At 71.3% G+C, this 25089-nt stretch carries 21 protein-coding genes; 19 read left to right on the top strand and 2 right to left on the bottom strand.

All coding sequences use genetic code 11. The annotated features are described in order from the left end of the window. Positions 1-150: 150 nt before the first annotated feature. The 5 genes from PYS65_RS10550 (at position 151) to ftsY (ending at position 8060) form a co-directional block, all read left to right on the top strand. Positions 151-432, top strand: coding sequence for an acylphosphatase (locus PYS65_RS10550; RefSeq protein ID WP_279333675.1), 282 nt, complete (start codon positions 151-153; stop codon positions 430-432). 378 nt (positions 433-810) lie between these two features. Further along, positions 811-1014, top strand: a complete 204-nt coding sequence (locus tag PYS65_RS10545) for a hypothetical protein (RefSeq protein ID WP_279333674.1) — start codon at positions 811-813, stop codon at positions 1012-1014. Between the two features lie 271 nt (positions 1015-1285). Continuing rightward, positions 1286-4957, top strand: a complete 3672-nt coding sequence (gene smc / locus PYS65_RS10540; RefSeq protein WP_279333673.1) for a chromosome segregation protein SMC — start codon at positions 1286-1288, stop codon at positions 4955-4957. A gap of 209 nt (positions 4958-5166) precedes the next feature. Then, positions 5167-6585, top strand: coding sequence for a sugar porter family MFS transporter (locus PYS65_RS10535; RefSeq protein WP_279333672.1), 1419 nt, complete (start codon positions 5167-5169; stop codon positions 6583-6585). Between the two features lie 275 nt (positions 6586-6860). Beyond that, positions 6861-8060 carry a signal recognition particle-docking protein FtsY gene (gene ftsY / locus PYS65_RS10530; RefSeq protein WP_279333671.1) on the top strand — a complete coding sequence of 400 codons (1200 nt, stop codon included), beginning with the start codon at positions 6861-6863 and terminating at the stop codon, positions 8058-8060. Positions 8061-8196: 136 nt separating this feature from the next. Here ftsY and PYS65_RS10525 read toward each other — a convergent pair whose 3' ends face one another. Beyond that, on the bottom strand, positions 8197-8862 hold the full coding sequence (locus PYS65_RS10525; RefSeq protein WP_279333669.1) for a bifunctional DNA primase/polymerase: 666 nt from the start codon (positions 8860-8862) through the stop codon (positions 8197-8199). 444 nt (positions 8863-9306) lie between these two features. Here PYS65_RS10525 and nsdA point away from each other — a divergent pair, with 444 nt between their 5' ends. The 5 genes from nsdA to ffh all read left to right on the top strand — a co-directional run bounded on the left by nsdA (position 9307) and on the right by ffh (position 17175). Then, on the top strand, positions 9307-10800 hold the full coding sequence (gene nsdA, locus PYS65_RS10520; protein WP_279333668.1) for a transcriptional repressor NsdA: 1494 nt from the start codon (positions 9307-9309) through the stop codon (positions 10798-10800). Positions 10801-11257: 457 nt separating this feature from the next. Then, positions 11258-12598: an ammonium transporter gene (locus tag PYS65_RS10515; RefSeq protein ID WP_279333666.1), complete on the top strand. Its 1341-nt coding sequence runs from the start codon at positions 11258-11260 to the stop codon at positions 12596-12598. Next, positions 12595-12933, top strand: a complete 339-nt coding sequence (locus PYS65_RS10510; RefSeq protein ID WP_202276222.1) for a P-II family nitrogen regulator — start codon at positions 12595-12597, stop codon at positions 12931-12933. The genes PYS65_RS10515 and PYS65_RS10510 overlap by 4 nt, the downstream gene beginning before the upstream one ends. Positions 12934-12961: 28 nt before the next feature. After that, complete coding sequence (locus PYS65_RS10505; protein WP_279333664.1) at positions 12962-15403, top strand: [protein-PII] uridylyltransferase; 2442 nt, start codon at positions 12962-12964, stop codon at positions 15401-15403. 221 nt (positions 15404-15624) lie between these two features. Next, positions 15625-17175: a signal recognition particle protein gene (gene ffh / locus PYS65_RS10500; RefSeq protein ID WP_279333663.1), complete on the top strand. Its 1551-nt coding sequence runs from the start codon at positions 15625-15627 to the stop codon at positions 17173-17175. A 31-nt stretch (positions 17176-17206) separates the two neighbouring features. Here ffh and PYS65_RS10495 read toward each other — a convergent pair whose 3' ends face one another. After that, entirely contained in the window at positions 17207-18094 is an 888-nt protein-coding gene (locus tag PYS65_RS10495; RefSeq protein WP_279333662.1) for a methyltransferase domain-containing protein, read from the bottom strand. Between the two features lie 628 nt (positions 18095-18722). Here PYS65_RS10495 and PYS65_RS10490 point away from each other — a divergent pair. The 9 genes from PYS65_RS10490 to lepB (PYS65_RS10450) all read left to right on the top strand — a co-directional run bounded on the left by PYS65_RS10490 (position 18723) and on the right by lepB (PYS65_RS10450) (position 25079). Then, complete coding sequence (locus tag PYS65_RS10490; RefSeq protein ID WP_279333661.1) at positions 18723-19325, top strand: hypothetical protein; 603 nt, start codon at positions 18723-18725, stop codon at positions 19323-19325. Positions 19326-19666: 341 nt separating this feature from the next. Then, a complete protein-coding gene (gene rpsP / locus PYS65_RS10485; protein WP_279333660.1) occupies positions 19667-20095 on the top strand; it encodes a 30S ribosomal protein S16 in 429 nt (142 codons plus the stop codon). A 2-nt stretch (positions 20096-20097) separates the two neighbouring features. After that, positions 20098-20337 (top strand): RNA-binding protein, encoded by a 240-nt coding sequence (locus PYS65_RS10480; RefSeq protein ID WP_055597159.1) that lies wholly within the window; start codon positions 20098-20100, stop codon positions 20335-20337. Between the two features lie 81 nt (positions 20338-20418). Then, positions 20419-21021 carry a ribosome maturation factor RimM gene (rimM, locus tag PYS65_RS10475; protein WP_279333658.1) on the top strand — a complete coding sequence of 201 codons (603 nt, stop codon included), beginning with the start codon at positions 20419-20421 and terminating at the stop codon, positions 21019-21021. Then, positions 21021-21854 (top strand): tRNA (guanosine(37)-N1)-methyltransferase TrmD, encoded by an 834-nt coding sequence (trmD, locus tag PYS65_RS10470; RefSeq protein WP_279333656.1) that lies wholly within the window; start codon positions 21021-21023, stop codon positions 21852-21854. The genes rimM and trmD overlap by 1 nt, the downstream gene beginning before the upstream one ends. A gap of 133 nt (positions 21855-21987) precedes the next feature. Then, entirely contained in the window at positions 21988-22338 is a 351-nt protein-coding gene (rplS, locus tag PYS65_RS10465; protein WP_279333654.1) for a 50S ribosomal protein L19, read from the top strand. A 45-nt stretch (positions 22339-22383) separates the two neighbouring features. Next, positions 22384-23124, top strand: a complete 741-nt coding sequence (gene lepB / locus PYS65_RS10460) for a signal peptidase I (protein WP_279333652.1) — start codon at positions 22384-22386, stop codon at positions 23122-23124. After that, positions 23117-24211, top strand: a complete 1095-nt coding sequence (gene lepB, locus PYS65_RS10455) for a signal peptidase I (protein WP_279333651.1) — start codon at positions 23117-23119, stop codon at positions 24209-24211. Before lepB (PYS65_RS10460) ends, lepB (PYS65_RS10455) begins: the two co-directional genes overlap by 8 nt. Continuing rightward, a complete protein-coding gene (lepB, locus tag PYS65_RS10450) occupies positions 24099-25079 on the top strand; it encodes a signal peptidase I (protein WP_279333649.1) in 981 nt (326 codons plus the stop codon). Before lepB (PYS65_RS10455) ends, lepB (PYS65_RS10450) begins: the two co-directional genes overlap by 113 nt. Positions 25080-25089: the final 10 nt, after the last annotated feature.

The following is a 25089-nucleotide window of genomic DNA, read 5'->3' as shown; positions in this document are numbered from 1 at the left end:
CCTGATCCTTGCGGTCGACTCGTCCTCGCGATCAACACGAAACTCACACGATCGAGTGAGTTTCATATGAGATTCGTTCGATCGGGACGGTACCGCATGGCGCAAGGGGAGGGAGTGCCCCGAGTGACATTGTCCGGTTAGGTTGCAGTCATGAGTGAGGATGTGCGACTGGTCGCCTGGGTGCGGGGGAGGGTCCAAGGTGTGGGTTTCCGCTGGTTCACCCGGGCCAAGGCGCTGGAGATCGGCGGCCTGAGTGGCTTTGCTCTCAATTTGGGGGACGGGAGGGTCCAAGTGGTCGCGGAGGGCTCCCGGGAACGCTGCGAGGGCCTGCTCGACTGGCTCCAGGACGGCGACACGCCCGGGCATGTGGACGGGGTCACCGAGATATGGGACACACCCCGTGGCGGCTACGAGGGCTTCGCCATCCGCTGATCCCGCCGTGCTCCCGGATCCCCGGGGACCCGGGGAGCGCGTCCCGGTCGGTCCGAAAGCGCGGAAAGCTCCTGGTGATTGCCAAGAACCCCCCGTCGTGGGAGGCTTCCCCGCGCATCCGGTCCACCACGCCCCGAGGGTCGGCACGAGAAGCGCCGCCCTCGCCCGACGGCCGTGCACGCTCGGCCATCCGCCGATACGGGGCGTGATCGTGTTGACCGTCAAACTTTTTGGTGAGACGCTGAAAGCCCCGCGCACCTTAGCTGTTTGGCATGGCTGAACGGCAGCACAACTCCAGGTCTGCCAAGCATCGCGGGTGCTCATCCCTCACGACCCACACCGCACAGGTCGGTCACGCATTGTGGAGGACCATCCATCATGGCAAAGGCGCTTCTCGGTTACGTCGGCGGCTCCGACCCTCGACTCCTCGCCGAGATGCGACGGCTTCAGCGGCGCGTCCAGGACCTGGAATCCGAACTCGTACGGATCCAGGCGGAGAACGACGAGCTCGCGGCTGCCGCTTCTCAGGACAGGATCATGGAGAGCGTTGACGCACACCAGGCGGAGCCTGCGCTGACCTGATCGCTGTACCGCTCCACCCCGGCAGGGCAGCGGTCGGTTCGCCCGTCACCACCGCCACGTCGTCAGAAGTGCAAGGGACGCCCCGGCGTCCCTTCTTTCTTGCCGCCCCCTGCCTGCGTCCCCCTGGCACCCCCTGCGCCGCCCGGTTCCCCCCGGTTCCTTGACTCGCGCATCCTTTCACCGTCTTTAACGTTTGGTGTGCCCTGCGCGTTCACCTGTGAAACCGCCGGTTCATGGAGTGGGACATCCCGGACAGGTAAAGTCCGGCCACGTGCATCTCAAGGCCCTGACCCTCCGAGGCTTCAAGTCCTTCGCCTCGGCGACCACGCTCCGGTTCGAACCGGGCATCACGTGCGTCGTCGGTCCCAACGGCTCGGGCAAGTCCAATGTCGTGGACGCGCTCAGCTGGGTCATGGGAGAGCAGGGTGCCAAGTCGCTGCGCGGCGGCAAGATGGAGGACGTCATCTTCGCCGGCACCACCGGCCGCCCGCCGCTCGGCCGCGCCGAGGTGTCGCTGACCATCGACAACGCCGACGGGGCCCTTCCCATCGAGTACGCCGAGGTCACCATCACGCGGATCATGTTCCGCAACGGCGGCAGCGAGTACCAGATCAACGGCGACACCTGCCGCCTCCTCGACATCCAGGAACTGCTCTCCGACTCCGGCATCGGCCGGGAGATGCACGTCATCGTCGGTCAGGGCCAACTGGACTCCGTGCTGCACGCCGACCCGATGGGCCGCCGCGCCTTCATCGAGGAGGCGGCCGGTGTCCTCAAACACCGCAAGCGCAAGGAGAAGGCGCTGCGCAAGCTGGACGCGATGCAGGCCAACCTCGCGCGCGTACAGGACCTCACCGACGAACTGCGCCGCCAGCTCAAGCCCCTCGGCCGACAGGCCGCGGTCGCCAGAAGGGCCGCCGTCATCCAGGCCGACCTGCGCGACGTCCGCCTGCGCCTCCTCGCCGACGACCTCGTGCGGCTGCGCGACGCGGTCGCGGCGGAGATCGCCGACGAGGCCACCCTCAAGGAGCGCAAGGGCGCCGCCGAGCAGGAACTGCGCACGGCGCTCCAGCGGGAGGCGGCCCTCGAGGACGAGGTGCGCCGGCTCACTCCGCGTCTGCACGGCGCCCAGCAGACCTGGTACGAGCTCTCCCAGCTCGCCGAACGGGTGCGCGGCACCGTCTCGCTGGCCGAAGCACGGGTGAAGAGCGCCACCTCCGCGCCGCCCGAGGAGCGCCGCGGACGCGACCCGGAGGATATGGAGCGTGAGGCCGCCCGCGTCCGCGAGCAGGAGGCCGAGCTGGAGGCCGCCCTCGAGGCCGCCGAACACGCCCTGGAGAACACGGTCGCGCACCGCGCCGAGCTGGAACGCGAGCTCGCCCTGGAGGAACGGCGGCTGAAGGACGCCGCACGTGCCCTCGCCGACCGGCGCGAGGGGCTCGCCCGGCTCACGGGCCAGGTGGGCGCGGCCCGTTCGCGTGCCGCGGCGGCCCAGGCCGAGATCGAGCGCCTGGCCGCGGCCCGCGACGAGGCCCAGGAACGGGCCGTCGCCGCCCAGGAGGAGTACGAGGCCCTGCAGGCCGAGGTCGACGGCCTCGACGCCGGCGACGCGGAACTCGCCGGACGGCACACGGAGGCCGCACAGCGGCTCGCCGGGGCCGAGGCCGCCCTCACCGCCGCCCGCGAGGCGGTCACCGCCGTCGAACGCGAGCGCGCCGCGACCCGGGCCCGCCACGATGCCCTCGCTCTCGGCCTGCGCCGCAAGGACGGCACCGGCGCGCTGCTCGCGGCGCGGGACCGGCTCGCCGGACTGCTCGGCCCCGCCGCCGAACTGCTCACCGTGCCCCCGGGTCACGAGGCCGCCCTCGCCGCCGCCCTCGGGGCCGCCGCCGACGCCCTCGCCGTCACCGGCCCCGCCACCGCCGCCGACGCGATCCGCCTGCTGCGCAAACAGGAAGCGGGCCGCGCCACCCTGCTGCTCACCGGCGCCTTCGACGACGGACCGCGAGAAGCACCCGCCGACGCACCGCACGAGCCGCTCTCCGACGCACCGCACGAGCAGCCCGCGGACGCACCGCACGAGCAGCGCGCAGATGCTCCCGACCGCCCCCCGTACGCCGCCGACCTGGTGCGCGGACCCGCCGAACTCCTGCCCGCCGTGCGCCGGTTGCTGCGGGACGTCGTCGTCGTCGGCACCCTGGAGGACGCCGAGGAACTGGTGCACGCGCGGCCCGAGCTGACCGCCGTGACCGCCGAGGGGGACCTGCTGGGCGCGCACTTCGCGCACGGCGGCTCGGCGGGAGCCCCGAGCCTGCTCGAGGTGCGGGCCTCCGTGGACGAGGCCGCAGCCGAGCTGGAAGAGCTCGGCGTGCGGTGCGAGGAGCTGACCTTGGCCCAGCACACGGCGGCCGAGGAGCGCGGCCGGTGCGCGGCCCTCGTCGAGGAGCTGGGGGAGCGGCGCCGGGCCGCCGACCGGGAGAAGTCCTCCGTCGCCCAGCAACTGGGCCGGCTCGCCGGGCAGGCACGGGGTGCGGCCGGGGAGGCCGAGCGCTCCGCCGCCGCGGCCGCCAGGGCGCAGGACTCCCTGGACAAGGCGCTCACCGATGTGGAGGAACTCGCCGAACGGCTCGCCGTCGCCGAGGAGAGCGTCCCCTTCGGGGAGGGAGAGGAGCCCGACTCCTCCGTGCGGGACCGGCTCGCCGCCGACGGGGCCAACGCCCGCCAGACCGAGATGGAGGCCCGGCTCCAGGTGCGTACGCACGAGGAGCGGGTCAAGGGGCTCGCGGGGCGGGCCGACTCCCTCGACCGGGCCGCCCGCGCGGAACGCGAGGCACGCGCGCGCGTCGAGCAGCGGCGGGCCCGGCTGCGGCACGAGGCAGCCGTCGCCGAGGCCGTCGCGGGCGGCGCCCGGCAGTTGCTCGCGCACGTCGAGGTGTCCCTCGCGCGCGCCGAGGAGGAGCGCACCGCCGCCGAGGCCGCGAAGGCCCGCAGCGAGCAGGAGCTCGCCCGGGCACGCACCGAGGGACGCGATCTCAAGGCGGAACTCGACAAGTTGACGGATTCAGTTCACCGGGGCGAGGTACTCGGCGCCGAGAAGCGGCTGCGGGTGGAGCAGCTGGAGACCAAGGCGTTGGAGGAACTGGGTGTCGAACCGGCCGGGCTGGTGGCGGAGTACGGACCGCACCGACTGGTGCCGCCCTCGCCCCCCGCCGCCGGGGAGGACCTCCCGGACGACCCCGAGCACCCGCGCAACGCGCCTCGCCCCTTCGTACGGGCGGAGCAGGAGAAGCGGTTGAAGGCCGCCGAGCGAGCCTACCAGCAGCTCGGCAAGGTGAACCCGCTCGCGCTGGAGGAGTTCTCGGCACTGGAGGAACGCCACCAGTTCCTCGGCGAGCAGCTGGAGGACCTGAAGAAGACCCGCGCGGATCTGCTCCAGGTCGTCAAGGAGGTCGACGAGCGCGTCGAGCAGGTCTTCAGCGAGGCCTACCGGGACACGGCCCGGGAGTTCGAGGGCGTCTTCTCCCGGCTGTTCCCGGGCGGTGAGGGGCGGCTGGTGCTGACCGACCCCGACAACATGCTCACCACGGGCGTGGACGTCGAGGCGCGTCCGCCGGGCAAGAAGGTCAAACGGCTGTCGCTGCTCTCGGGCGGTGAGCGGTCCCTGACCGCCGTGGCGCTGCTGGTGTCGATCTTCAAGGCGCGGCCGAGTCCGTTCTACGTCATGGACGAGGTCGAGGCCGCTCTCGACGACACCAACCTCCAACGGCTGATCGGCCTCATGCGGGAACTGCAGGAGGCATCGCAGCTGATCGTGATCACCCACCAGAAGCGCACGATGGAGGTCGCCGACGCGCTCTACGGCGTCTCCATGCAGGGCGACGGCGTCTCCAAGGTCATCAGCCAGCGCCTCCGCCAGGCCGGCGCACCCTGTACGCATTCATGATCGTCCATCTGCGTCCCGCGTGCGTACCTTCGACTCTTGAAGCCAGCTTCACGTGAATCTGTCGGCATCTGTTTCATAGCCCTCTGTTGACTTCAGAACTTGAACGCATAGTCTTCGCCATGTTGCTTTTACCTTCAGGTACCTTCAGGTGGACCTCGAAGGGCTGACCCCCCATCCGGTGATGTTGCCGGTGGCCCGAGGAGTTACACGTGACCAGCCCAGCGCAGGCACAGACGTCAGGAGCCGGGACGGCTCACCCCGAGCATCTCGGGCACGTCATCTTCATCACAGCGGCAGCTGCCATGGGCGGCTTCCTCTTCGGTTACGACAGCTCCGTGATCAACGGCGCCGTCGAGGCCATCCGGGACCGCTACGACATCGGCTCGGCCACGCTCGCCCAGGTCATCGCCGTCGCGCTGATCGGCTGTGCCATCGGTGCCGCGACCGCCGGCCGCATAGCCGACCGTGTCGGCCGCATCCGGGTCATGCAGATCGCCGCGGTCCTGTTCACCGTCAGCGCCATCGGTTCCGCCGTTCCCTTCTCCCTCTACGACCTCGCCTTCTGGCGGATCGTCGGCGGTGTCGCCATCGGTATGGCCTCGGTGATCGGCCCGGCCTACATCGCCGAGGTCGCCCCGCCCGCCTACCGCGGCCGGCTCGGCTCCTTCCAGCAGGCCGCGATCGTCGTCGGCATCGCCGTGTCGCAGCTGGTCAACTGGGGCATCCTGAACGCCGCCGGCGGCGACCAGCGCGGCAAGCTGCTGGGCCTGGAGGCATGGCAGCTGATGCTCGGCGTCATGGTCGTCCCGGCCGTGCTGTACGGACTGCTCTCCTTCGCCATCCCCGAGTCCCCCCGCTACCTGATCTCGGTCGGCAAGCACGAGCGCGCCCGGAAGATCCTCGAAGAGGTCGAGGGCAAGAACGTCGACCTGGACACCCGCGTCCGCGAGATCGAGACGGCGATGCACAGCGAGGAGAAGTCCCGCTTCAAGGACCTCCTCGGCGGCAGCTTCTTCTTCAAGCCGATCGTCTGGGTCGGGATCGGCCTGTCGGTCTTCCAGCAGTTCGTCGGCATCAACGTCGCGTTCTACTACTCGGCGACGCTGTGGCAGTCGGTCGGCGTCGACCCGGCGGACTCGTTCTTCTACTCCTTCACCACGTCGATCATCAACATCGTCGGCACCGTCATCGCGATGATCTTCGTCGACCGCATCGGCCGCAGGCCGCTCGCGATCATCGGCTCCTCCGGCATGGTGATCGGCCTCGCGCTGGAGGCCTGGGCGTTCTCCTTCGACCTCGTCGACGGCAAGCTGCCCGCCACCCAGGGCTGGGTCGCGCTGGTCGCCGCCCACATGTTCGTGCTCTTCTTCGCCCTGTCGTGGGGTGTGGTCGTCTGGGTCATGCTCGGCGAGATGTTCCCGAACCGGATCCGCGCCGCCGCACTGGGCGTGGCCGCCGCCGCGCAGTGGATCGCCAACTGGGCCATCACCGCGAGCTTCCCGTCGCTGGCCGAGTGGAACCTGTCGACCACCTACATGATCTACACGTTCTTCGCGGCGCTCTCCATCCCGTTCGTCCTGAAGTTCGTCAAGGAGACGAAGGGCAAGGCCCTGGAGGAAATGGGCTGACCGCGCCCGCGGGACCGACGGTCCACGGACCCGTCCCGCCCGAGCCCGAGGAGAGGGGTTCAAGTCCCCGCTGCCCCTCTCCTCGTACATCGCCGCCCCGCTCCGGACGACCGTCCGGGCCGGGGCGGTGGTGTGTCCGTACCGTGTGCCGCACGTCCTGACCGGTGCGTCGCCGGCCGCCGGCCACCGGGCCGACGGCCCGGGACGGCACGGACCGTTCCGCGGGGGCCGACATCGGCTGGACCGGGCCGCCCATGACTGATACTGGACCCGTTATGGACATCGTCATCCTTGCTGTAGTCATCGCCGTGGTCGTGTTCGGTGTGCTCGGCGGGCTCATCGTCGGCAGCCGCCGCAAGAAGCAGCCGCCCCCGCCGCCGCCCACCACGCCCGACATCACCGCCCCCCCGGCCGAGCCGCACGTCGGCGACGAGGCCGAGACGCCGCGGGAGGAACCGCGGCGCACCATCGAGGAGGTTGATCTTCCGGACGGCTCCGCCCCGGTCGTCGTCGAGGAGCCGCTCGCCGAGGCTCCCGCGATCGAGATCCCGGAGCCCACCGCCGGCCGTCTCGTCCGGCTGCGAGCCCGTCTCTCCCGTTCACAGAACGCCCTGGGCAAGGGCCTGCTCGTCCTGCTCTCCCGAGAGCACCTCGACGAGGACACCTGGGAGGAGGTCGAGGACACCCTGCTCACCGCCGATGTCGGCGTGCGGCCCACCCAGGAGCTGGTCGAGCGGCTGCGTGAGCGCGTGAAGGTGCTCGGCACCCGCACCCCCGTCGAACTGCGCGGGCTGCTCCGCGAGGAGCTGATCACCCTGGTCGATCCCACGATGGACCGCATCGTGCGCACCGAGACCGAGACCGGTGGTCCGGGCGTCGTGATGGTCGTGGGGGTCAACGGCACCGGCAAGACCACCACCACCGGCAAGCTCGCCCGTGTGCTGGTCGCCGACGGCAACACCGTCGTCCTCGGCGCCGCGGACACGTTCCGCGCCGCCGCCGCCGACCAGCTCCAGACCTGGGGCGAGCGCGTCGGTGCCCACACCGTGCGCGGCCCGGAGGGCGGCGACCCGGCCTCCGTCGCGTTCGACGCGGTCAAGGAGGGCAAGGAGATGGGTGCGGGCGTCGTGCTCATCGACACCGCCGGCCGACTGCACACCAAGACCGGCCTGATGGACGAGCTCGGCAAGGTCAAGCGGGTCGTGGAGAAGCAGGCCCCGCTGGACGAGGTGCTGCTCGTGCTCGACGCCACCACCGGTCAGAACGGCCTGGTCCAGGCCCGGGTCTTCGCCGAGGTCGTCGACATCACCGGCATCGTGCTCACCAAGCTGGACGGAACGGCCAAGGGCGGCATCGTGATCGCCGTCCAGCGCGAACTGGGCGTCCCGGTCAAGCTGATCGGTCTCGGCGAGGGCGCGGACGACCTGGCACCGTTCGAGCCCGAGGCGTTCGTGGACGCGCTCATCGGGGAGTGACCCCGAGGCGGCCCGCCGGACGGCATCCGCACCGACGCGAAGAAGCGCCCGCTTCCGGAAAGCCGGAAACGGGCGCTTCGCCGTGCCGCCCCGCGTACGGCTCCGGGGCCCGCACCTGAGGCCCCGGCCCCGGTGCCTACGCCTGCGACCGGTGCACGACGTACGCCAGCGTGCCCAGGACCAGACGGGCCTCGGGCGGGCGGGGAACCGAGTCGAGGGCGGGGGAGCGCAGCCAGCGCACCGGGCCGAGGCCGCCCCGGTCCGACGCCGGTGCCGTGATGTGCGTACCGGGGCCGAGGCCGCGCAGATCGAGGGCGGCCGGGTCGTCCCAGCCCATGCGGTAGAGCAGCTCGGGGAGCGCGGCGGCGGCGCCGGGGGCGACGAAGAACTGGGCCCGGCCGTCCGGGGTGGCGGCGACCGGGCCGACGGGCAGGCCCATGCGCTCCAGCCGGGCCAGGGCGCGGCACCCGGCGGGCTCGGCCACCTCGATCACGTCGAACGCCCGCCCGACCGGCAGCATCATCGCGGCACCCGGGTAACCGGCCCAGATCTCCGTCACGTCGTCCAGCGGAGCCCCGGCGGGGATCTCCGGGGCGAGGTCGAGCGGATGCGCCCCCGGGGCCCGGCATCCCGCCCGGCCGCAGGAGCAGGCGCCGGCCGCGGCGCGGGCGCCCGGCACCACGTCCCAGCCCCACAGCCCGGTGTACTCCGCCACCACGGTGCCGTCCGACGCGCGGCCCCGGCGGCGTGAGCCGGACCGGATGTCGCGGATGCCCCGGCTGATGCCGATCGTGAAGCCCATGCCCCCTCCAACGGGTCCGACGCACCGGTGGTTACGCAGCGGGCGCGACGCATGACTCTCTGTTCTCGACTTCCCCGTGCCGCGCGACCCGAGTCGGCGCCCGGAAGCACCCGGGGTGGTGTGCGGGGTGGCCCGCGCTCCCGAGTGCATCGCCGCATCCACTGCGGCCGCCCTGTGTCAAGTGAATCGTGAGTCGGCCACCGTGAGTTCATTCGATGGGGTGGCGAATGGTGGCGATTACCGGTTCGCCATGGCTGGACGGGTGATCGTAGCGCTACGTTGTGTGCACGGCTTCTTGGGGCACATGCACACACGGGTATGCCGGAGGCAACTCGGCTTTCCGTTCGGTGGGTGGCATCCGCCGGACGGCGGCCCCGGCAACCGGCATTCTGATAGGGCTTGGCGCACTCAGCGGCGAGTGGTTTCAGGGATGGGGGCGTTCCAGTGAGCGGCAACGGCGGTGGCGGGACGAGCGCTGCGGGTACGGAGAAGCGTCCGAACGAGCTGCTCACCTCGTGGTTCCTCCGCAGCGGCTGGTCCAAGGGCGAACTCGCCCGCCAGGTCAACCGCAGAGCCCGCCAACTGGGCGCCAACCACATCTCCACCGACACCTCGCGGGTGCGCCGCTGGCTGGACGGCGAGAACCCGCGCGAGCCCATCCCGCGCATCCTGTCCGAGCTGTTCTCCGAGCGCTTCGGCGTCGTGGTGTCCGTCGAGGACCTGGGGCTGCGCACCAGCCGGCCCTCGCCCTCCGCGACCGGCGTCGACCTGCCCTGGACGGGCCCGCAGACCGTGGCCCTGCTCAGCGAGTTCTCGCGCAGCGACCTCATGCTCGCGCGGCGCGGCTTCCTCGGGAGCTCGCTGGCCCTCTCCGCGGGCCCGTCCCTCATCGAGCCCATGCAGCGCTGGCTCGTCCCCACACCGTCCGCCGCCCAGCCCCGTCCGGAGTCAGGGCCGGCCGTCCCGGGGCACACCCGCGGCCGGCTGTCCCAGCCGGAGCTGGACCTGCTGGAGACCACCACCGTGATGTTCCGGCAGTGGGACGCCCAGTGCGGCGGCGGCCTGCGCCGCAAGGCCGTCGTCGGGCAGCTGCACGAGGTGACGGACCTGCTCCAGGAACCCCAGCCCGACCCGATCCGGCGGCGGCTGTTCAAGGTCGCCGCCGAACTCGCCGAACTGGCCGGCTGGATGTCGTACGACGTCGGGCTCCAGCCCACCGCGCAGAAGTACCTCGTGCTCGCCCTGCACGCGGCCAAGGAGGCGGGGGACCGGCCGCTGGGCTCGTACATCCTGTCGAACCTGAGCCGTCAGATGATCCACCTCGGCCGGCCCGAGGACGCCCTGGAACTCATCCACCTCGCGCAGTACGGCAGCCGTGACTGCGCGAGCCCGCGCACCCAGTCGATGCTGTACGCGATGGAGGCCCGCGCCTACGCCAACATGGGCCAGCCCGGCCGGTGCAAGCGCGCGGTCAGGATGGCCGAGGACACCTTCGCCGAGGTCGGCGAGTGGGACGAACCGGACCCCGACTGGATCCGCTTCTTCTCCGAGGCCGAGCTGTACGGCGAGAACTCCCACTCCTTCCGCGACCTCGCCTACGTCGCCGGCCGCAGCCCCACGTACGCCTCCCTCGCCGAGCCGCTGATGGAGCGGGCCGTGGAGCTGTTCGCCCAGGAGCGCGCCGACTACCAGCGGTCGTACGCGCTCAACCTGATCGGCATGGCCACCGTGCACCTCCTGCAGCGTGAGCCCGAGCGGGGCGCGGTCCTCGCCACCGAGGCCATCGGAGCGGCCAAGAAGGTCCGCTCCGAGCGGGTCAACACACGTATCCGAAAGACGGTCGACACGGCCGTCCGTGACTTCGGCGACCTTGCCGAGGTCGTCGACCTCACCGAGCGGCTCGCCATCGAGTTGCCGGAGACCGCCGAAGCGGTCTGACCCCCGAAGCGGTCTGACCCCTAAAACCCGCCAGGAACCCCCGAAGGACCGCAGGGACCTCCGGGAAAACCCCAGACCCCGGCCGCGGCCGGCCCTCCCGAACTGCCCGACTCGGCTCCCCCATGCCAGGTCATCGGAAGGCCCGCCGCGGTCGGTACCCCCCTTTGCGCCTAAACCGGCGCCGCTCTCGCGGATGTGGTGCTCGCCGTCGGGGTTGCTCAATTGATGGTTGCGGTGCCCTGTGGCGAAGACCGGGTCACGGCCAGGACCGGCACTCCCCGGATCCGGCGGTTCATCGGTCCGTAACACACCGGGTGCCTTCGTCACGGCGGCGAAACAGCGAGGGGCCTCCACCGAAACGGCGCTGCGCGAGTCTCGTGGCGCAGAACCGGCCCGCCCCTCACGACCCGCTCGGGTTCCACCCGCACGGGGCCGTACCGACGACGAGGAGACGCCGATGGCAGCAGCCATCACCCTTGCCGCGGAGACGCCCACGCTCTCTGCCGCCAACACAGGGTTCATGCTCATCTGCTCCGCCCTGGTGATGCTCATGACCCCGGGCCTGGCCTTCTTCTACGGAGGCATGGTCCGCGTCAAGAGCACCCTGAACATGCTGATGATGAGCTTCATCAGCCTGGGGATCGTCACCGTCCTGTGGGTGCTGTACGGCTTCTCCATGGCGTTCGGCACCGACTCCGGCGGCGTCATCGGCTGGAACTCCGACTGGATCGGCCTGACCGGCATCGGCCTGACCGAACTCTGGGACGGCTACACCATCCCCGTCCTCGTCTTCCTGGTCTTCCAGCTGATGTTCGCCGTCCTCACCCCCGCCCTGATCAGCGGAGCGCTCGCGGACCGCGTGAAGTTCACCGCGTGGGCGCTGTTCATCACCCTGTGGGCCACCCTCGTCTACTTCCCGGTCGCCCACTGGGTCTGGGGCGCCGGCGGCTGGGCCTTCGAACTGGGCGTCATCGACTTCGCCGGCGGGACGGCCGTCCACATCAACGCCGGTGCCGCCGCCCTCGGCGTGATCCTGGTGATCGGCAAGCGCATCGGCTTCAAGAAGGACCCGATGCGCCCGCACAGCCTGCCGCTGGTCATGCTCGGCGCCGCGCTGCTGTGGTTCGGCTGGTTCGGCTTCAACGCCGGCTCCTGGCTCGGCAACGACGACGGCGTCGGCGCGCTGATGTTCGTCAACACCCAGGTCGCCACCGCCGCCGCCGTACTCGGCTGGCTCGCCTACGAGAAGATCCGCCACGGCGCGTTCACCACGCTGGGCGCCGCCTCCGGCGCGGTCTCGGGTCTGGTCGCCATCACACCGGCCGGCGGCGCGGTCTCCCCGCTCGGCGCGATCGCGGTCGGCGCCGTCGCCGGTGTGCTGTGCGCCATGGCCGTCGGCCTGAAGTACCGGTTCGGCTACGACGACTCCCTGGACGTCGTCGGCGTCCACCTGGTCGGCGGCGTCATCGGCTCCCTGCTCGTCGGCCTCCTCGCCAGCGGCAAGGGCCAGTCGGACGTCCAGGGACTCTTCTACGGCGGCGGCCTCGACCAGTTCTGGAAGCAGTGCGCCGGAGTCTTCGGCGTCCTCGCCTACTCCCTGGTCGTCTCCGCGGTCCTCGCCCTCCTCCTGGACCGGACGATCGGCATGCGCGTCTCCGAGGACGACGAGGTGGCCGGCATCGACCGGGCCGAACACGCCGAGACCGCGTACGACTTCAGCGGCGCCGGCGGCGGTGCCGCCCGCAACGCCGCCCAGGCGCCCCTCGCCCCGGCCGAGAACAAGAAGGTGGACGCGTGAAGCTCATCACCGCCGTCGTCAAGCCGCACCGGCTCGACGAGATCAAGGAGGCCCTGCAGACCTTCGGGGTGCACGGCCTGACCGTCACCGAGGCCAGCGGCTACGGCCGCCAGCGCGGCCACACCGAGGTCTACCGCGGTGCCGAGTACACCGTCGACCTGGTGCCCAAGATCCGCATCGAGGTGCTGGTCGAGGACGAGGACGCCGAACAGCTCATCGACGTGATCGTCAAGGCGGCCCGCACCGGCAAGATCGGCGACGGCAAGGTCTGGTCGGTCCCGGTCGGGACCGCCGTCCGGGTCCGCACCGGTGAACGCGGCCCGGACGCGCTCTGAGCAGGGCGAACGGAACAGGAGCCACCGGATGACGGGGACGGGCACGGACGACGGGACGAAGGACTCGGGGCCCGGCGGCTACGCGGCGGCCCGGCTGCACCTCCTCACCGGGGAGACGCGGTCCGGGCCGCCGCGCCGCGCCGCCCTCGCGCACCTCACGGACGACTGGCTCGCCGGGCTCTTCGCGGCGGGTGCCCAGGGGGCGCGCGGGGTCTCCCTGGTCGCCGTGGGCGGCTACGGGCGCGCGGAACTCTCCCCGCGCAGCGACCTCGACCTGCTCCTGCTGCACGACGGCGGCGACCCCGAGGCGGTCACCGCCCTCGCCGACCGCCTCTGGTACCCCGTCTGGGACCTGGGCCTGGACCTCGACCACTCCGTCCGCACCCCGGCCGGGGCCCGCAGGACCGCGGGCGAGGACCTGAAGGTCCAGCTCGGCCTGCTGGACGCCCGGCACATCGCCGGCGACCTCGGCCTCACCACCGCACTGCGCACGGCGGTGCTCGCCGACTGGCGCAACCAGGCACCGAAGCGGCTCCCCGCCCTCCAGGAGCTGTGCGCCGAACGCGCCCAACGCACAGGCGAGTTGCAGTACCTCCTGGAACCCGACCTCAAGGAGGCCCACGGCGGGCTCCGCGACGCCACCGCCCTGCGCGCCGTCGCCGCCTCCTGGCTCGCCGACGCCCCGCGCGAGGGCCTGGCCGACGCCCGCCGCCGCCTCCTCGACGTACGGGACGCCCTGCACCTGGCCACCGGGCGCGCCACCGACCGGCTCGCGCTGCAGGAACAGGACCAGGTCGCGGCCGAACTCGGCATGCTCGACGCGGACGTGCTGCTGCGGCAGGTCTACGAGGCCGCGCGCGTCATCGCGTACGCCAGTGACGTCACCTGGCGCGAAGTGGCGCGCGTGCTGCGCTCCCGCGCGGTACGGCCCAGACTGCGCGCCCTCCTGGGCGGCGGGAAAGCGGCGCCCGAGCGGTCCCCGCTGGCCGAAGGGGTCGTGGAACAGGACGGCGAGGTGGTGCTCGCCCGCACCGCACGCCCCGAACGCGACCCCGTGCTCCCGCTGCGCGCCGCGGCCGCCGCCGCCCAGGCCGGGCTGCCGCTCTCCCTGCACGCCGTACGGCGCATGGCGGCCACCGCGCACCCCCTGCCCATCCCCTGGCCCGCCGAGGCGCGGGAACAACTGGTGACCCTGCTGGGCTCCGGCCGGCCCACGGTCCAGGTCTGGGAGGCGCTGGAGGCGGAGGGCCTGGTCGACAGCCTGCTCCCGGACTGGGAACGGGTCCGCTGCCGCCCCCAGCGCAACGCCGTGCACCTGTGGACCGTGGACCGGCACCTCATCGAGACCGCCGTCCGCGCCTCCGAGTTCACCCGGCGCGTGCACCGGCCCGACCTGCTCCTGGTCGCCGCGCTGCTGCACGACATCGGCAAGGGGTGGCCCGGCGACCACGCGACGGGCGGCGAGGTCATCGCCAGGGACGTGGCCGCCCGCATCGGCTTCGACCAGCACGACGTCACGGTGATCGCCTCCCTCGTACGCCACCACCTGCTGCTCGTCGAGACCGCCACCCGGCGCGATCTGGAGGACCCGGCCACCGTGCGCGCGGTCGCCGAGGCCGTCGGCTCCCGGAGCACTCTCGAACTGCTGCACGCCCTCACCGAGGCGGACGCCCTCGCCACCGGACCCGCCGCCTGGTCGTCCTGGCGCGCCTCACTCGTCGCCGACCTCGCGGAACGGGTCGCCGCCGTGCTGTCCGGGGACCTCTCGGCCGGCCCCGAGGAGACCACGCCCACCGCGGAACAGGAACGCCTCGCCGTCGAGGCGGTCGCCACGGGCGGGCCGGTGCTGTCCCTGCGGGCCCGGACCGAACCGCCCACCGAGCCCTCCGGCGACCCCGAACCGCTGGGCGTGGAACTGCGCATCGCCGTGCCCGACCAGGAGGGCGTGCTGCCCGCGGTGGCCGGGGTGCTCGCCCTGCACCGGCTGACCGTACGGACCGCGGAGCTGCGGGCGCTGGACCTCCCGGCCGGTGTCGACGGCTCCGTGCTGCTGCTGGACTGGCGGGTCGCCGCCGAGTACGGCTCCCTGCCCCAGGCCGCCCGGCTCCGCGCCGACCTGGTCCGGGCCCTGGACGGCACCCTCGACATCGCCGGCCGGCTCGCCGAACGGGACGCCGCGTACCCGAGGCGGCGGGGCGTGGTCGCGCCCCCGGCCCGGGTGACGGTCGCCCCGGCCGCCTCCCGGCACGCCACGGTGATCGAGGTCCGGGCGCAGGACGCCCCCGGACTGCTGTTCCGGATCGGGCGGGCGCTGGAGGACACGGGGGTACGGGTGCGCAGCGCGCACGCGAGCACGCTGGGGGCGAACGCGGTGGACGCTTTCTACGTGACCTGCCCGGAGGGCACGCCCCTGCCCGGCGAGGAGGCGGTGGCCGTGGCCCGGAAGCTGGAGGAGACGTTGCGGGCGTGACCTTCTGGTCAGGTCATGCGTTCACCGGATGTGCTCCCCGCCGACGCGGGGATGGTCCGATGGGTTCGTTGTCCAACCTGCTCGGAATTCTCTGCTCCCCGCCGATGCGGGGATTTCGTCCCTGACCGCTCTCCGTAGCGGGCAGGGACGATTTGCTTGCCGGGCCGGATACTCTGGAGGGCAGCCCAGTTCCGCTCCCGACCCCGAGGACCGACGCCGCCGTGTTCGATACTCTCTCCGACCGCCTCAGCGCGACCTTCAAAAACCTCCGCGGAAAAGGCCGGCTGAGCGAAGCGGACATCGACGCCACGGCGCGTGAGATCCGCATCGCTCTGCTGGAAGCGGACGTGGCCCTGCCGGTCGTCCGCACGTTCATCAAGAACGTCAAGGAGCGCTCGCTCGGCGCCGAGGTCTCCAAGGCGCTGAATCCCGCCCAGCAGGTCCTCAAGATCGTCAATGACGAGCTCGTCCACGTGCTCGGCGGCGAGACCCGCCGGCTGCGCTTCGCCAAGCAGCCGCCGACCGTGATCATGCTGGCCGGTCTGCAGGGTGCCGGTAAGACCACCCTCGCGGGCAAGCTCGGCAAGTGGCTCAAGGACCAGGGGCACTCGCCGGTGCTGGTCGCCGCCGACCTCCAGCGCCCCAACGCCGTCAACCAGCTGAGCGTCGTCGCCGAGCGCGCGGGTGTCGCCGTCTACGCGCCCGAGCCGGGCAACGGCGTGGGCGACCCGGTGAAGGTCGCCAAGGACTCCATCGAGTTCGCGAAGACCAAGGTCCACGACATCGTGATCGTGGACACCGCCGGCCGCCTGGGCGTCGACCAGGAGATGATGCAGCAGGCCGCGGACATCAGGGACGCCGTCAGCCCCGACGAGATCCTGTTCGTCGTCGACGCGATGATCGGTCAGGACGCCGTCAACACCGCCGAGGCGTTCCGCGACGGCGTCGGCTTCGACGGCGTGGTGCTCTCCAAGCTCGACGGTGACGCCCGCGGTGGTGCGGCGCTGTCGATCCGTCAGGTCACCGGCAAGCCGATCATGTTCGCGTCGAACGGTGAGAAGCTCGACGAATTCGACGCCTTCCACCCGGACCGGATGGCCTCCCGCATCCTCGACATGGGTGACCTGCTCACCCTGATCGAGCAGGCGGAGAAGACCTTCAGCCAGGAAGAGGCCGCCCAGATGGCCTCCAAGCTGGCGTCCAAGAAGGGCCAGGACTTCACCCTGGACGACTTCCTGGCCCAGATGGAGCAGGTCAGGAAAATGGGCAGCATCTCGAAGCTGCTCGGCATGCTGCCCGGCATGGGGCAGATCAAGGACCAGATCAACAACCTGGACGAGCGGGACGTCGACCGCACCGCCGCGATCATCAAGTCGATGACCCCGGCCGAGCGCCAGGAGCCGACGATCATCAACGGCTCGCGCCGTGCCCGTATCGCCAAGGGCTCCGGTGTCGAGGTCAGCGCCGTGAAGAATCTGGTCGAGCGGTTCTTCGAGGCGCGGAAGATGATGTCCCGCATGGCCCAGGGCGGCGGCATGCCGGGGATGCCCGGGATGCCGGGCATGGGCGGCGGTCCCGGCCGGCAGAAGAAGAAGCAGAAGCAGGCCAAGGGCAAGCAGCGCTCCGGCAACCCGATGAAGCGCAAGCAGCAGGAGCAGGAGGAGGCCGAGCGCCGCGCGGCGGCCGCGGAGGGCGGCAACGCCTTCGGGCTGCCGCAGCAGGGCGGCCAGGACTTCGAGCTGCCCGACGAGTTCAAGAAGTTCATGGGCTGAGAAGTCCGCGGCCGGCGGCCCCGTGCCGGTGTCAGGGCGTCCGTGCGATCAGGTACCGGAACACGTTCGGCATCCACACGGTGCCGTCCTGCCGCTGGTACGGGTGCAGTGCCTCGGCGAGTTCCTTGTGCACCTGCACCTGGTCCGTCGCGGTGATCGCCGGGTCGAACAGTCCCGTCGAGAGCAGTCCCCGTACGGCACTGTTCACGTCGGCGTACCCGAAGGGGCAGGCCACCCTTCCCGAGCCGTCCGGCCGAAGGCCCGCGCGCTGGGCGACCTGCTCCAGATCGTCGCGGTGCGCGGGGCGCCAGGTGCCCGTGCCGCGCACCGGTTCCGCCAGCCGGGTGGCGACCCGGAGCACGGACGCCGTGGCGCACCGCTCCGGCGGGCCCCAGCCGGTGAGGACCACGGCCGCTCCGCGTCCGGCGAGCGGCGTTGCCTCGGCGAGCAGCGCCCCCAGTTCCTCCGCGTCGCCGGCGCGGCAGCCGATCGGTTCGAAGGCGGTCACCACGGTGTACCCGGTGGTGTCCGTCCGGGCCGCCCCGGGGGAGCCGTCAACGATCCGGGTGTCCGCGCGCCCAGGTGCGCGTGGCTTCCGCCCGGCGGGCCGCAGCCGTTCGCGCGCGTGGGCCAGCCGGTCGGACGAGGTGTCGACACCGGTGACCGCGGCGCCCCGGGAGGCCGCCATCAGCAGGGCGAGCCCCGAACCGCAGCCGAGGCCGAGCAGCCGTGTCGCGGGCCCCACGTCCAGCCGCCGGTAGACGGCCTCGTAGAGCGGTACGAGCATCCTCTCCTGTATCTCGGACCAGTCGCGCGCGCGTGCCCGCCGGTCCACGCGAGGACCGTGCCCCGTAGGACCGTGTCCGACAGGACCGTGTCCCGTACGAGGAAGGTGCTGCCCCACGAGCGTAGGTGTCATAGGTGAGCGCCCCAATCAGCCGAGAGTTGCCGCCATGCCTGACTACGTGACCCCCGTGCAGTGCGCCAGCGTTCCCCCGTATGCCAGGAAACTCCGCCCCCGCCCCGGCGTCCAGTGGAACGGGGCGGTGGTTTGGGAGTCGCTCGTGCCAGTGGCAAGAACTCACATTCCGGCAATCACGGGGCGATGAGCCGGTTCCGGCCAAGGTCCGCAAACCCCTGATCGAGGTCGTGTCCGGCCGTGTCCGGTCGCGTCCGCCCATAAGGTCCGGGCCGGTGTCGGGTGCCGTCGGCGGACCCGGTAACGTCACGGTCGTGGCACCCGTCCACCGGGCGTCGTGGCACCCGTCCACCGGACCGGGGTGCTCCGCCGCGGGAGAGCGGCCGAAACGCCCCTTGCGTACCCGTGGACCGCAGACGCACCGGCGCGCGGGCCCCGCGTACGCGCCGGGCCGGAGGGCGCTGTACGTCGGCCTACGCACCACCTTGAGGTGAGCTGCGAGGCTTCTCCGCAGATCAGCGCACCCGCCCGTGGTCGGGACGCATGAGCGGGTACTGACGGGTAAGGGCAAAATATTTGGGATGCCCCGGAATCGGAACACAGAGGCACCCCGGCTCGTTGTCATTACGTGAGCACGACACAGACACCACCTGTACTCGCCGCAGAACTGGCGCAGGCGTGGGCCGATATTCAGCGGTACCACTCCGAGCTGCCCGATCTTGCCGCGCCCGAGTCCCTGATCGGGGAGTCGTCGTCCGCGTGCGGTCACGAACTCTCCTTCGAACGACTGCTGCATGAGGCAGTCCATGGCGTCGCCGCCGCGCGCGGCGTACGCGACACCTCCCGCGCCGGCCGCTACCACAACCGTCGTTTCCTCGCGATCGCCGAGGAACTGGGCCTGGACCATCCCGACGAGCCACATCCCAGCAGCGGCTTCTCGCTGGTCGCACTCACCCCGGAGGCGAAGCGCCGCTACCGCCCGACGACGGAGCGTCTCCAGCGCGCCCTGAAGGCACATTCCGCCGCGACCGCGGGCGACACCGCCCGCAGCTTCCGAGGTCCGGCGGCACGGCACGGTTCGTCCGGCGGTGGTGTGCGCGTCAAGGCCGTCTGCGACTGCGGTCGCAATGTGCGCGTCGTCCCGTCGGTGCTGGCCCAGGCCCCCATCGTCTGCGGCGGCTGCGGCAAGCCGTTCAGGATCCCTGAGGCGGTGGCCTCGGCGGCGAGCTGACGACGACCCGGCATCTCGTGGGTGCCGGCCGCGTCGGGACGGGCTCCGGGGGCGTGCGGGTGTCGTTCCGCACGCCGCTTCGGGGCCGGTCGTGCCGCAGGGCGGCCCCGCCCGGCGTGACGGCGCCACCGCGTCGCGCCGGGCGGGGCCGAGGGCTGCCCGCGTGCGGGCCCGCGGTCCCGGGCGCCCCGCGGGGTGTGGCACAATGACTAGCTGTACTCGACAGCCGCACAGGAACCCTCTCGCCTCCGGCTGACGCGTCCATCGGGCACTCGGGTACCGCAACCCCACGCGGCCGTCCCGCCGTGCCCCACCACGTCAATCCAGGAGAACTCACTCCCGTGGCAGTCAAGATCAAGCTGAAGCGTCTGGGCAAGATCCGTTCGCCTCACTACCGCATCATCGTCGCCGACTCCCGTACCCGCCGTGACGGCCGGGCCATCGAGGAGATCGGCAAGTACCACCCGACGTACAACCCGTCGGTGATGGAGGTCGACGCCGAGCGTGTGGCGTACTGGCTCGGTGTCGGCGCCCAGCCGACCGAGCCCGTGATGGCCATCCTCAAGAAGACCGGCGACTGGCAGAAGTTCAAGGGCGAGCCCGCCCCGGCCCCGCTGCTGCAGCCGGCCGAGAAGGCCGAGCGCCCGTCGTTCGACGCGTTCGGCGGCGAGGACGAGGGCAAGGGTGAGGCGATCACCCAGAAGAAGAAGGCGGAGAAGAAGGACGAGGCCGCCGCTGAGTCCTCCTCGTCTGCGTCGACCGAGGCCTGAGCATGCTCGAGGAGGCTCTCGAGCACCTCGTGAAGGGCATCGTCGACCATCCTGACGATGTGCAGGTCGCCTCGCGCGACCTGCGCCGCGGGCGGGTGCTCGAGGTCCGGGTCCACCCGGACGACCTCGGCAAGGTGATCGGCCGCAACGGCCGCACCGCACGCGCTCTGCGGACCGTCGTGGGCGCCATCGGCGGCCGCGGTGTCCGTGTCGACCTCGTCGACGTGGACCACGTCCGCTGACGCTCAGCGCAACCGGCTCGGGCCGGGGAGGGCCTCAGGGCCGTCCCCGGCCCGTCGTCGTACGACAGGAGATCAAGCACAGTGCAGCTGGTAGTCGCTCGCATCGGCCGTGCTCACGGCATCAAGGGCGAGGTCACCGTGGAGGTCCGCACCGACGAGCCGGAGCTGCGGCTCGGGCCCGGCGCCGTCCTGGCCACCGATCCCGCCACCGCCGGTCCGCTCACCATCGAGACCGGCCGGGTGCACAGCGGTCGTCTCCTGCTGCGTTTCGAGGGCGTCCGCGACCGCACCGGTGCCGAGGCGCTGCGCAACACCCTGCTCATCGCCGAGGTCGACCCGGACGAGCAGCCCGAGGACGAGGACGAGTACTACGACCATCAGCTGATCGACCTGGACGTCGTCACCGAGGACGGGCAGCACGTCGGCCGGATCACCGAGATCTCCCACCTGCCGACGCAGGATCTGTTCGTGGTGGAACGCCCCGACGGCAGTGAGGTGTTCGTGCCGTTCGTGGAGCAGATCGTCACCGGGATCGACCTCGAGGAGCAGCGCGCGGTCATCGACCCGCCGCCGGGCCTGATCGACGACCGGGGTGCCGAGGACGAGTTCGCTGATGACCACGGCGCTGACCACGGCGCTGAACAGGGTGCTGACCACGGCGTCTCGTCGCGGGACGAGGCCTGATGCGGCTCGACGTCGTCACCATCTTCCCCGAGTACCTCGAACCGCTGAACGTCTCCCTCGTGGGCAAGGCACGCGCACGGGGACAGCTGGACGTCCAGGTGCACGACCTCCGCTCGTGGACCCACGACCGGCACCACACCGTCGACGACACCCCGTACGGCGGCGGCCCCGGCATGGTCATGAAGACCGAACCGTGGGGCGAGGCGCTCGACGAGGTCCTGGCGGACGGCTATGAGGCCGGTGCCCACGAACCCGCCCTGATCGTCCCCACTCCCAGCGGCCGTCCCTTCACCCAGGAACTCGCCGTCCAGCTCTCCGAGTGCCCCTGGCTGATCTTCACCCCGGCCCGTTACGAGGGCATCGACCGGCGCGTCGTCGACGAGTACGCGACCCGTGTGCCCGTCCACGAGGTGTCCATCGGCGACTACGTCCTGGCCGGCGGCGAGGCGGCCGTCCTCGTGATCACCGAGGCGGTGGCCCGGCTGCTGCCCGGTGTCCTGGGCAACGCCGAGTCCCACCGGGACGACTCCTTCGCCCCGGGCGCGATGGCGAGCCTCCTGGAAGGGCCCGTCCACACCAAGCCGCCCGTCTGGCGGGGCCGGGGGATCCCCGAGGTGCTGCTCAGCGGGCACCACGGGAAGATCGCCCGCTGGCGGCGCGACGAGGCGCTCAGGCGCACCACCGCGCACCGGCCCGACCTCATCGAGCGCTGCGATCCGGGGGCCTTCGACAAGAAGGACCGCGAGATGCTCTCCATCCTGGGCTGGGAACCGGACCCGGAGGGGGAACCCCACGGACGATTTTGGCGCAGGACCGGCGGCGTGGAACAATAGGCCGCTGTTGTGCGCCGTCCGGCGTGCGCCCCTGCCGCAGGGGGACACGACGCCCGCCCCGCACCGCACACCCGAGATCCGAACCTCTAGTTGCCGTTGATGACCTGCGGCATCAGCGAAGAAAGCAGACGAAATGTCTCACCTGCTCGACTCCGTCGACTCCGCGTCGCTGCGCAGCGACATCCCGGCCTTCCGTCCCGGTGACACCGTCAACGTCCACGTGCGCGTCATCGAGGGCAACCGCACTCGTGTGCAGCAGTTCAAGGGCGTGGTGATCCGCCGCCAGGGTGCCGGCGTGCGCGAGACCTTCACGGTCCGCAAGGTCTCCTTCTCCGTCGGCGTCGAGCGCACCTTCCCGGTGCACACCCCGATCGTGGAGAAGATCGAGCTCGTCACCAAGGGTGACGTCCGTCGCGCCAAGCTGTACTACCTGCGCGAGCTGCGCGGCAAGGCGGCGAAGATCAAGGAGAAGCGCGAGAACTGAGCGTTTTTCCGAGGTGAGCCCGGGGCCGGATAACATCTGGCCTCGATGGACACCGAAGCACAGCCGACAGAGCGCGACCGCTCCTCCCACCCGGCCGGACCCGAGGACACCTCGGAGGCCCCGGGTCAGGAGGAACGGTCGCGTTCCTCGTTGGCGCCGCGTCTCGTGGGCGGGCTCCCCGGAGGGTGGATCACCGCGACCCTGCTGTCGGTGCTGCTGCTCCTGTTCGTGCTCAGCACGTTCGTGGCGCGGCCGTTCCAGATCCCCAGCGGATCGATGGAACCCTCGTTGAGGGACGGGGACCGCGTTCTCGTACTGAAGTTGGCATACCGTTTCGGAGCCGGGCCGCAACGCGGCGACGTGGTGGTGTTCGACGGCACCGGGTATTTCGGGGACACCGACTACATCAAGCGCGTTGTCGGTGTGGGCGGAGACCGTGTGGTCTGCTGCGACAGGGAGGGGAGGATCCGGGTGAACGGCCGGTCGGTCGACGAGTCGGGCTTCCTGTTCCCCGGCGAGAGCGCGTCCACCGTACCCTTCGACGTCGTCGTGCCCGAGGGACGTCTGTTCGTCCTCGGCGATCACCGCGGCGACTCCAGCGACTCCCGCGACCGTCTCGGATCGCCCGGCGGCGGCATGGTCCCGGTGAGCGCGGTGATCGGCCGCGCCGACTGGATCGTCTCGCCCTTCGACCGCACCACCCGGCTGCACCGCCCCGACGCCTACGCGCGCGTGCCGGCACCGGGGACGAACGCTGCGCACCTCGGGGAGGGGGCCCATGGGTAACCGCGGCAAACCTCGCGGCGGCCCGGTGAGCGCCGCGGAGAACCTGCTGCCCACCGGCGTACGCCGCACGGTCAGCGCGGCCGACGGGCGGAGCCGGGCCGACCGGCGCAAGCTTCAGCGGAAGGTCAAGCGGCGGCGCAGGCAGAGCGCGGTCAAGGAGATACCGCTGCTGATCGGGGTCGCCGTCGTGATCGCGCTGGTGCTGAAGACGTTCCTCGTCCAGGCCTTCGTCATCCCGTCCGGCTCCATGGAGCAGACGATTCAGATCGGCGACCGCGTCCTGGTCGACAAGCTCACCCCGTGGTTCGGCTCCAAGCCGCAGCGCGGGGACGTCGTCGTGTTCAAGGACCCCGGCGGCTGGCTGGAGGACGAGCAGACCACTCCCACGAGGGACGACCCGGTCGGCGTCAAGCAGGTCAAGGACGGGCTCACCTTCATCGGGCTGCTGCCGTCGGAGAACGAGAAGGACCTCATCAAGCGGGTCGTCGGAGTCGGCGGCGACCAGGTCAAGTGCTGCGACACACAGGGCCGGGTCACCGTCAACGGCGTACCCCTGGAGGAGGGCGACTACCTCTACCCGGGCAACGCCCCGTCCACGACGCCGTTCGAGGTCACCGTGCCCGAGGGGCGCCTGTGGGTGATGGGCGACCACCGGTCCAACTCCGCCGACTCCCGTTCCCACCAGGACACCGACTACGGCGGTACCGTCTCCGAGGAGGAGGTGGTGGGCCGGGCCATGGTCATCGCCTGGCCGTTCGCTCACTGGAACACTCTGGACGAGCCGAAAACCTATGCGTCCGTGGCGGACCCGACACGCGGGTCGACCACTGCCGCTCCGCTGTCGCATAGGGTTGCCCAGGACCATTCGAACGGAATGATCCAGCTCCCGACTCCTGCGGAACTCCCGCTCGTTATGGGAGTGGTGGGCCTGCGCCGCGCATGGGGCAGGCGGCGGCACAGCGTGAGGAGCTGGCGTGGGGGATGTGGCGGTTGGCGCACGATCCGGAGCCGACGGCGAGGAGCACCGCGATCGGTCCGCGGGGCCGGACGTCCCGGCCGAGGACAGCGCCGCGGCCCTCGGGAATGACTCCCCGGCGGCCGAGGAGGACAGCGTGAGTGACTACCGCACGAGGAACGGGGACCAGGGGCCGGGCGAACCGCCCCGCCAGGAGAAGAAGCCACGCTCCTTCTGGAAGGAACTGCCCATCCTGATCGGTATCGCGCTGGTGCTGGCGCTGCTGATCAAGACATTCCTGCTGCAGGCGTTCTCGATCCCGTCGGACTCGATGCAGAACACCCTCCAGCAGGGTGACCGCGTCATGGTCGACAAGCTCACCCCCTGGTTCGGTTCCGAGCCCGAGCGCGGCGAGGTGGTGGTCTTCCACGACCCCGACAACTGGCTGGCGGGCGAGCCGACGCCGGACCCCAACGCGCTGCAGAAGGTCCTCAGCTGGATCGGTCTGATGCCGTCCGCGGAGGAGAAGGACCTGATCAAGCGGGTCGTCGGGGTCGGCGGGGACATCGTCGAGTGCAAGGGCACCGGGCCGCTGACGGTCAACGGCGTCGCCCTGAACGAGGCGGCGTACGTCTACCCGGGCAACACCCCGTGCAGCCAGGACGACCAGGGCGGCCAGTTCAGGGTCGAGGTGCCCGAGGGCCACATCTGGGTCATGGGCGACCACCGGCAGAACTCCCGGGACTCCCGGTACAACCAGGCCGACAAGAACAAGGGCATGGTCCCGGTGCGGGAAGTCGTCGGCCGTGCCGTCGTCATCGGCTGGCCGGTCAACCGCTGGGACTACCTCGAGGTCCCGGACACCTTCGACCAGCCCGCGCTGAACAACGAGGCGTCGGCCGGGGCGGCCCTGTCGGTGGCGCCCCAGGGGGTCGCGCTGGTGGGCGCCGTGCCACTGGTGCTGTGGCGGCGCAGGTCCGGTGGTGGCGGCGAGCGCTGAGCGCCGCCGA

The sequence above is a fragment of the Streptomyces cathayae genome (assembly GCF_029760955.1).
Classification (GTDB): domain Bacteria; phylum Actinomycetota; class Actinomycetes; order Streptomycetales; family Streptomycetaceae; genus Streptomyces; species Streptomyces cathayae.
Note: the sequence above shows the minus strand (reverse complement) of the source record. Positions and strands in the feature narration are given on the sequence as shown.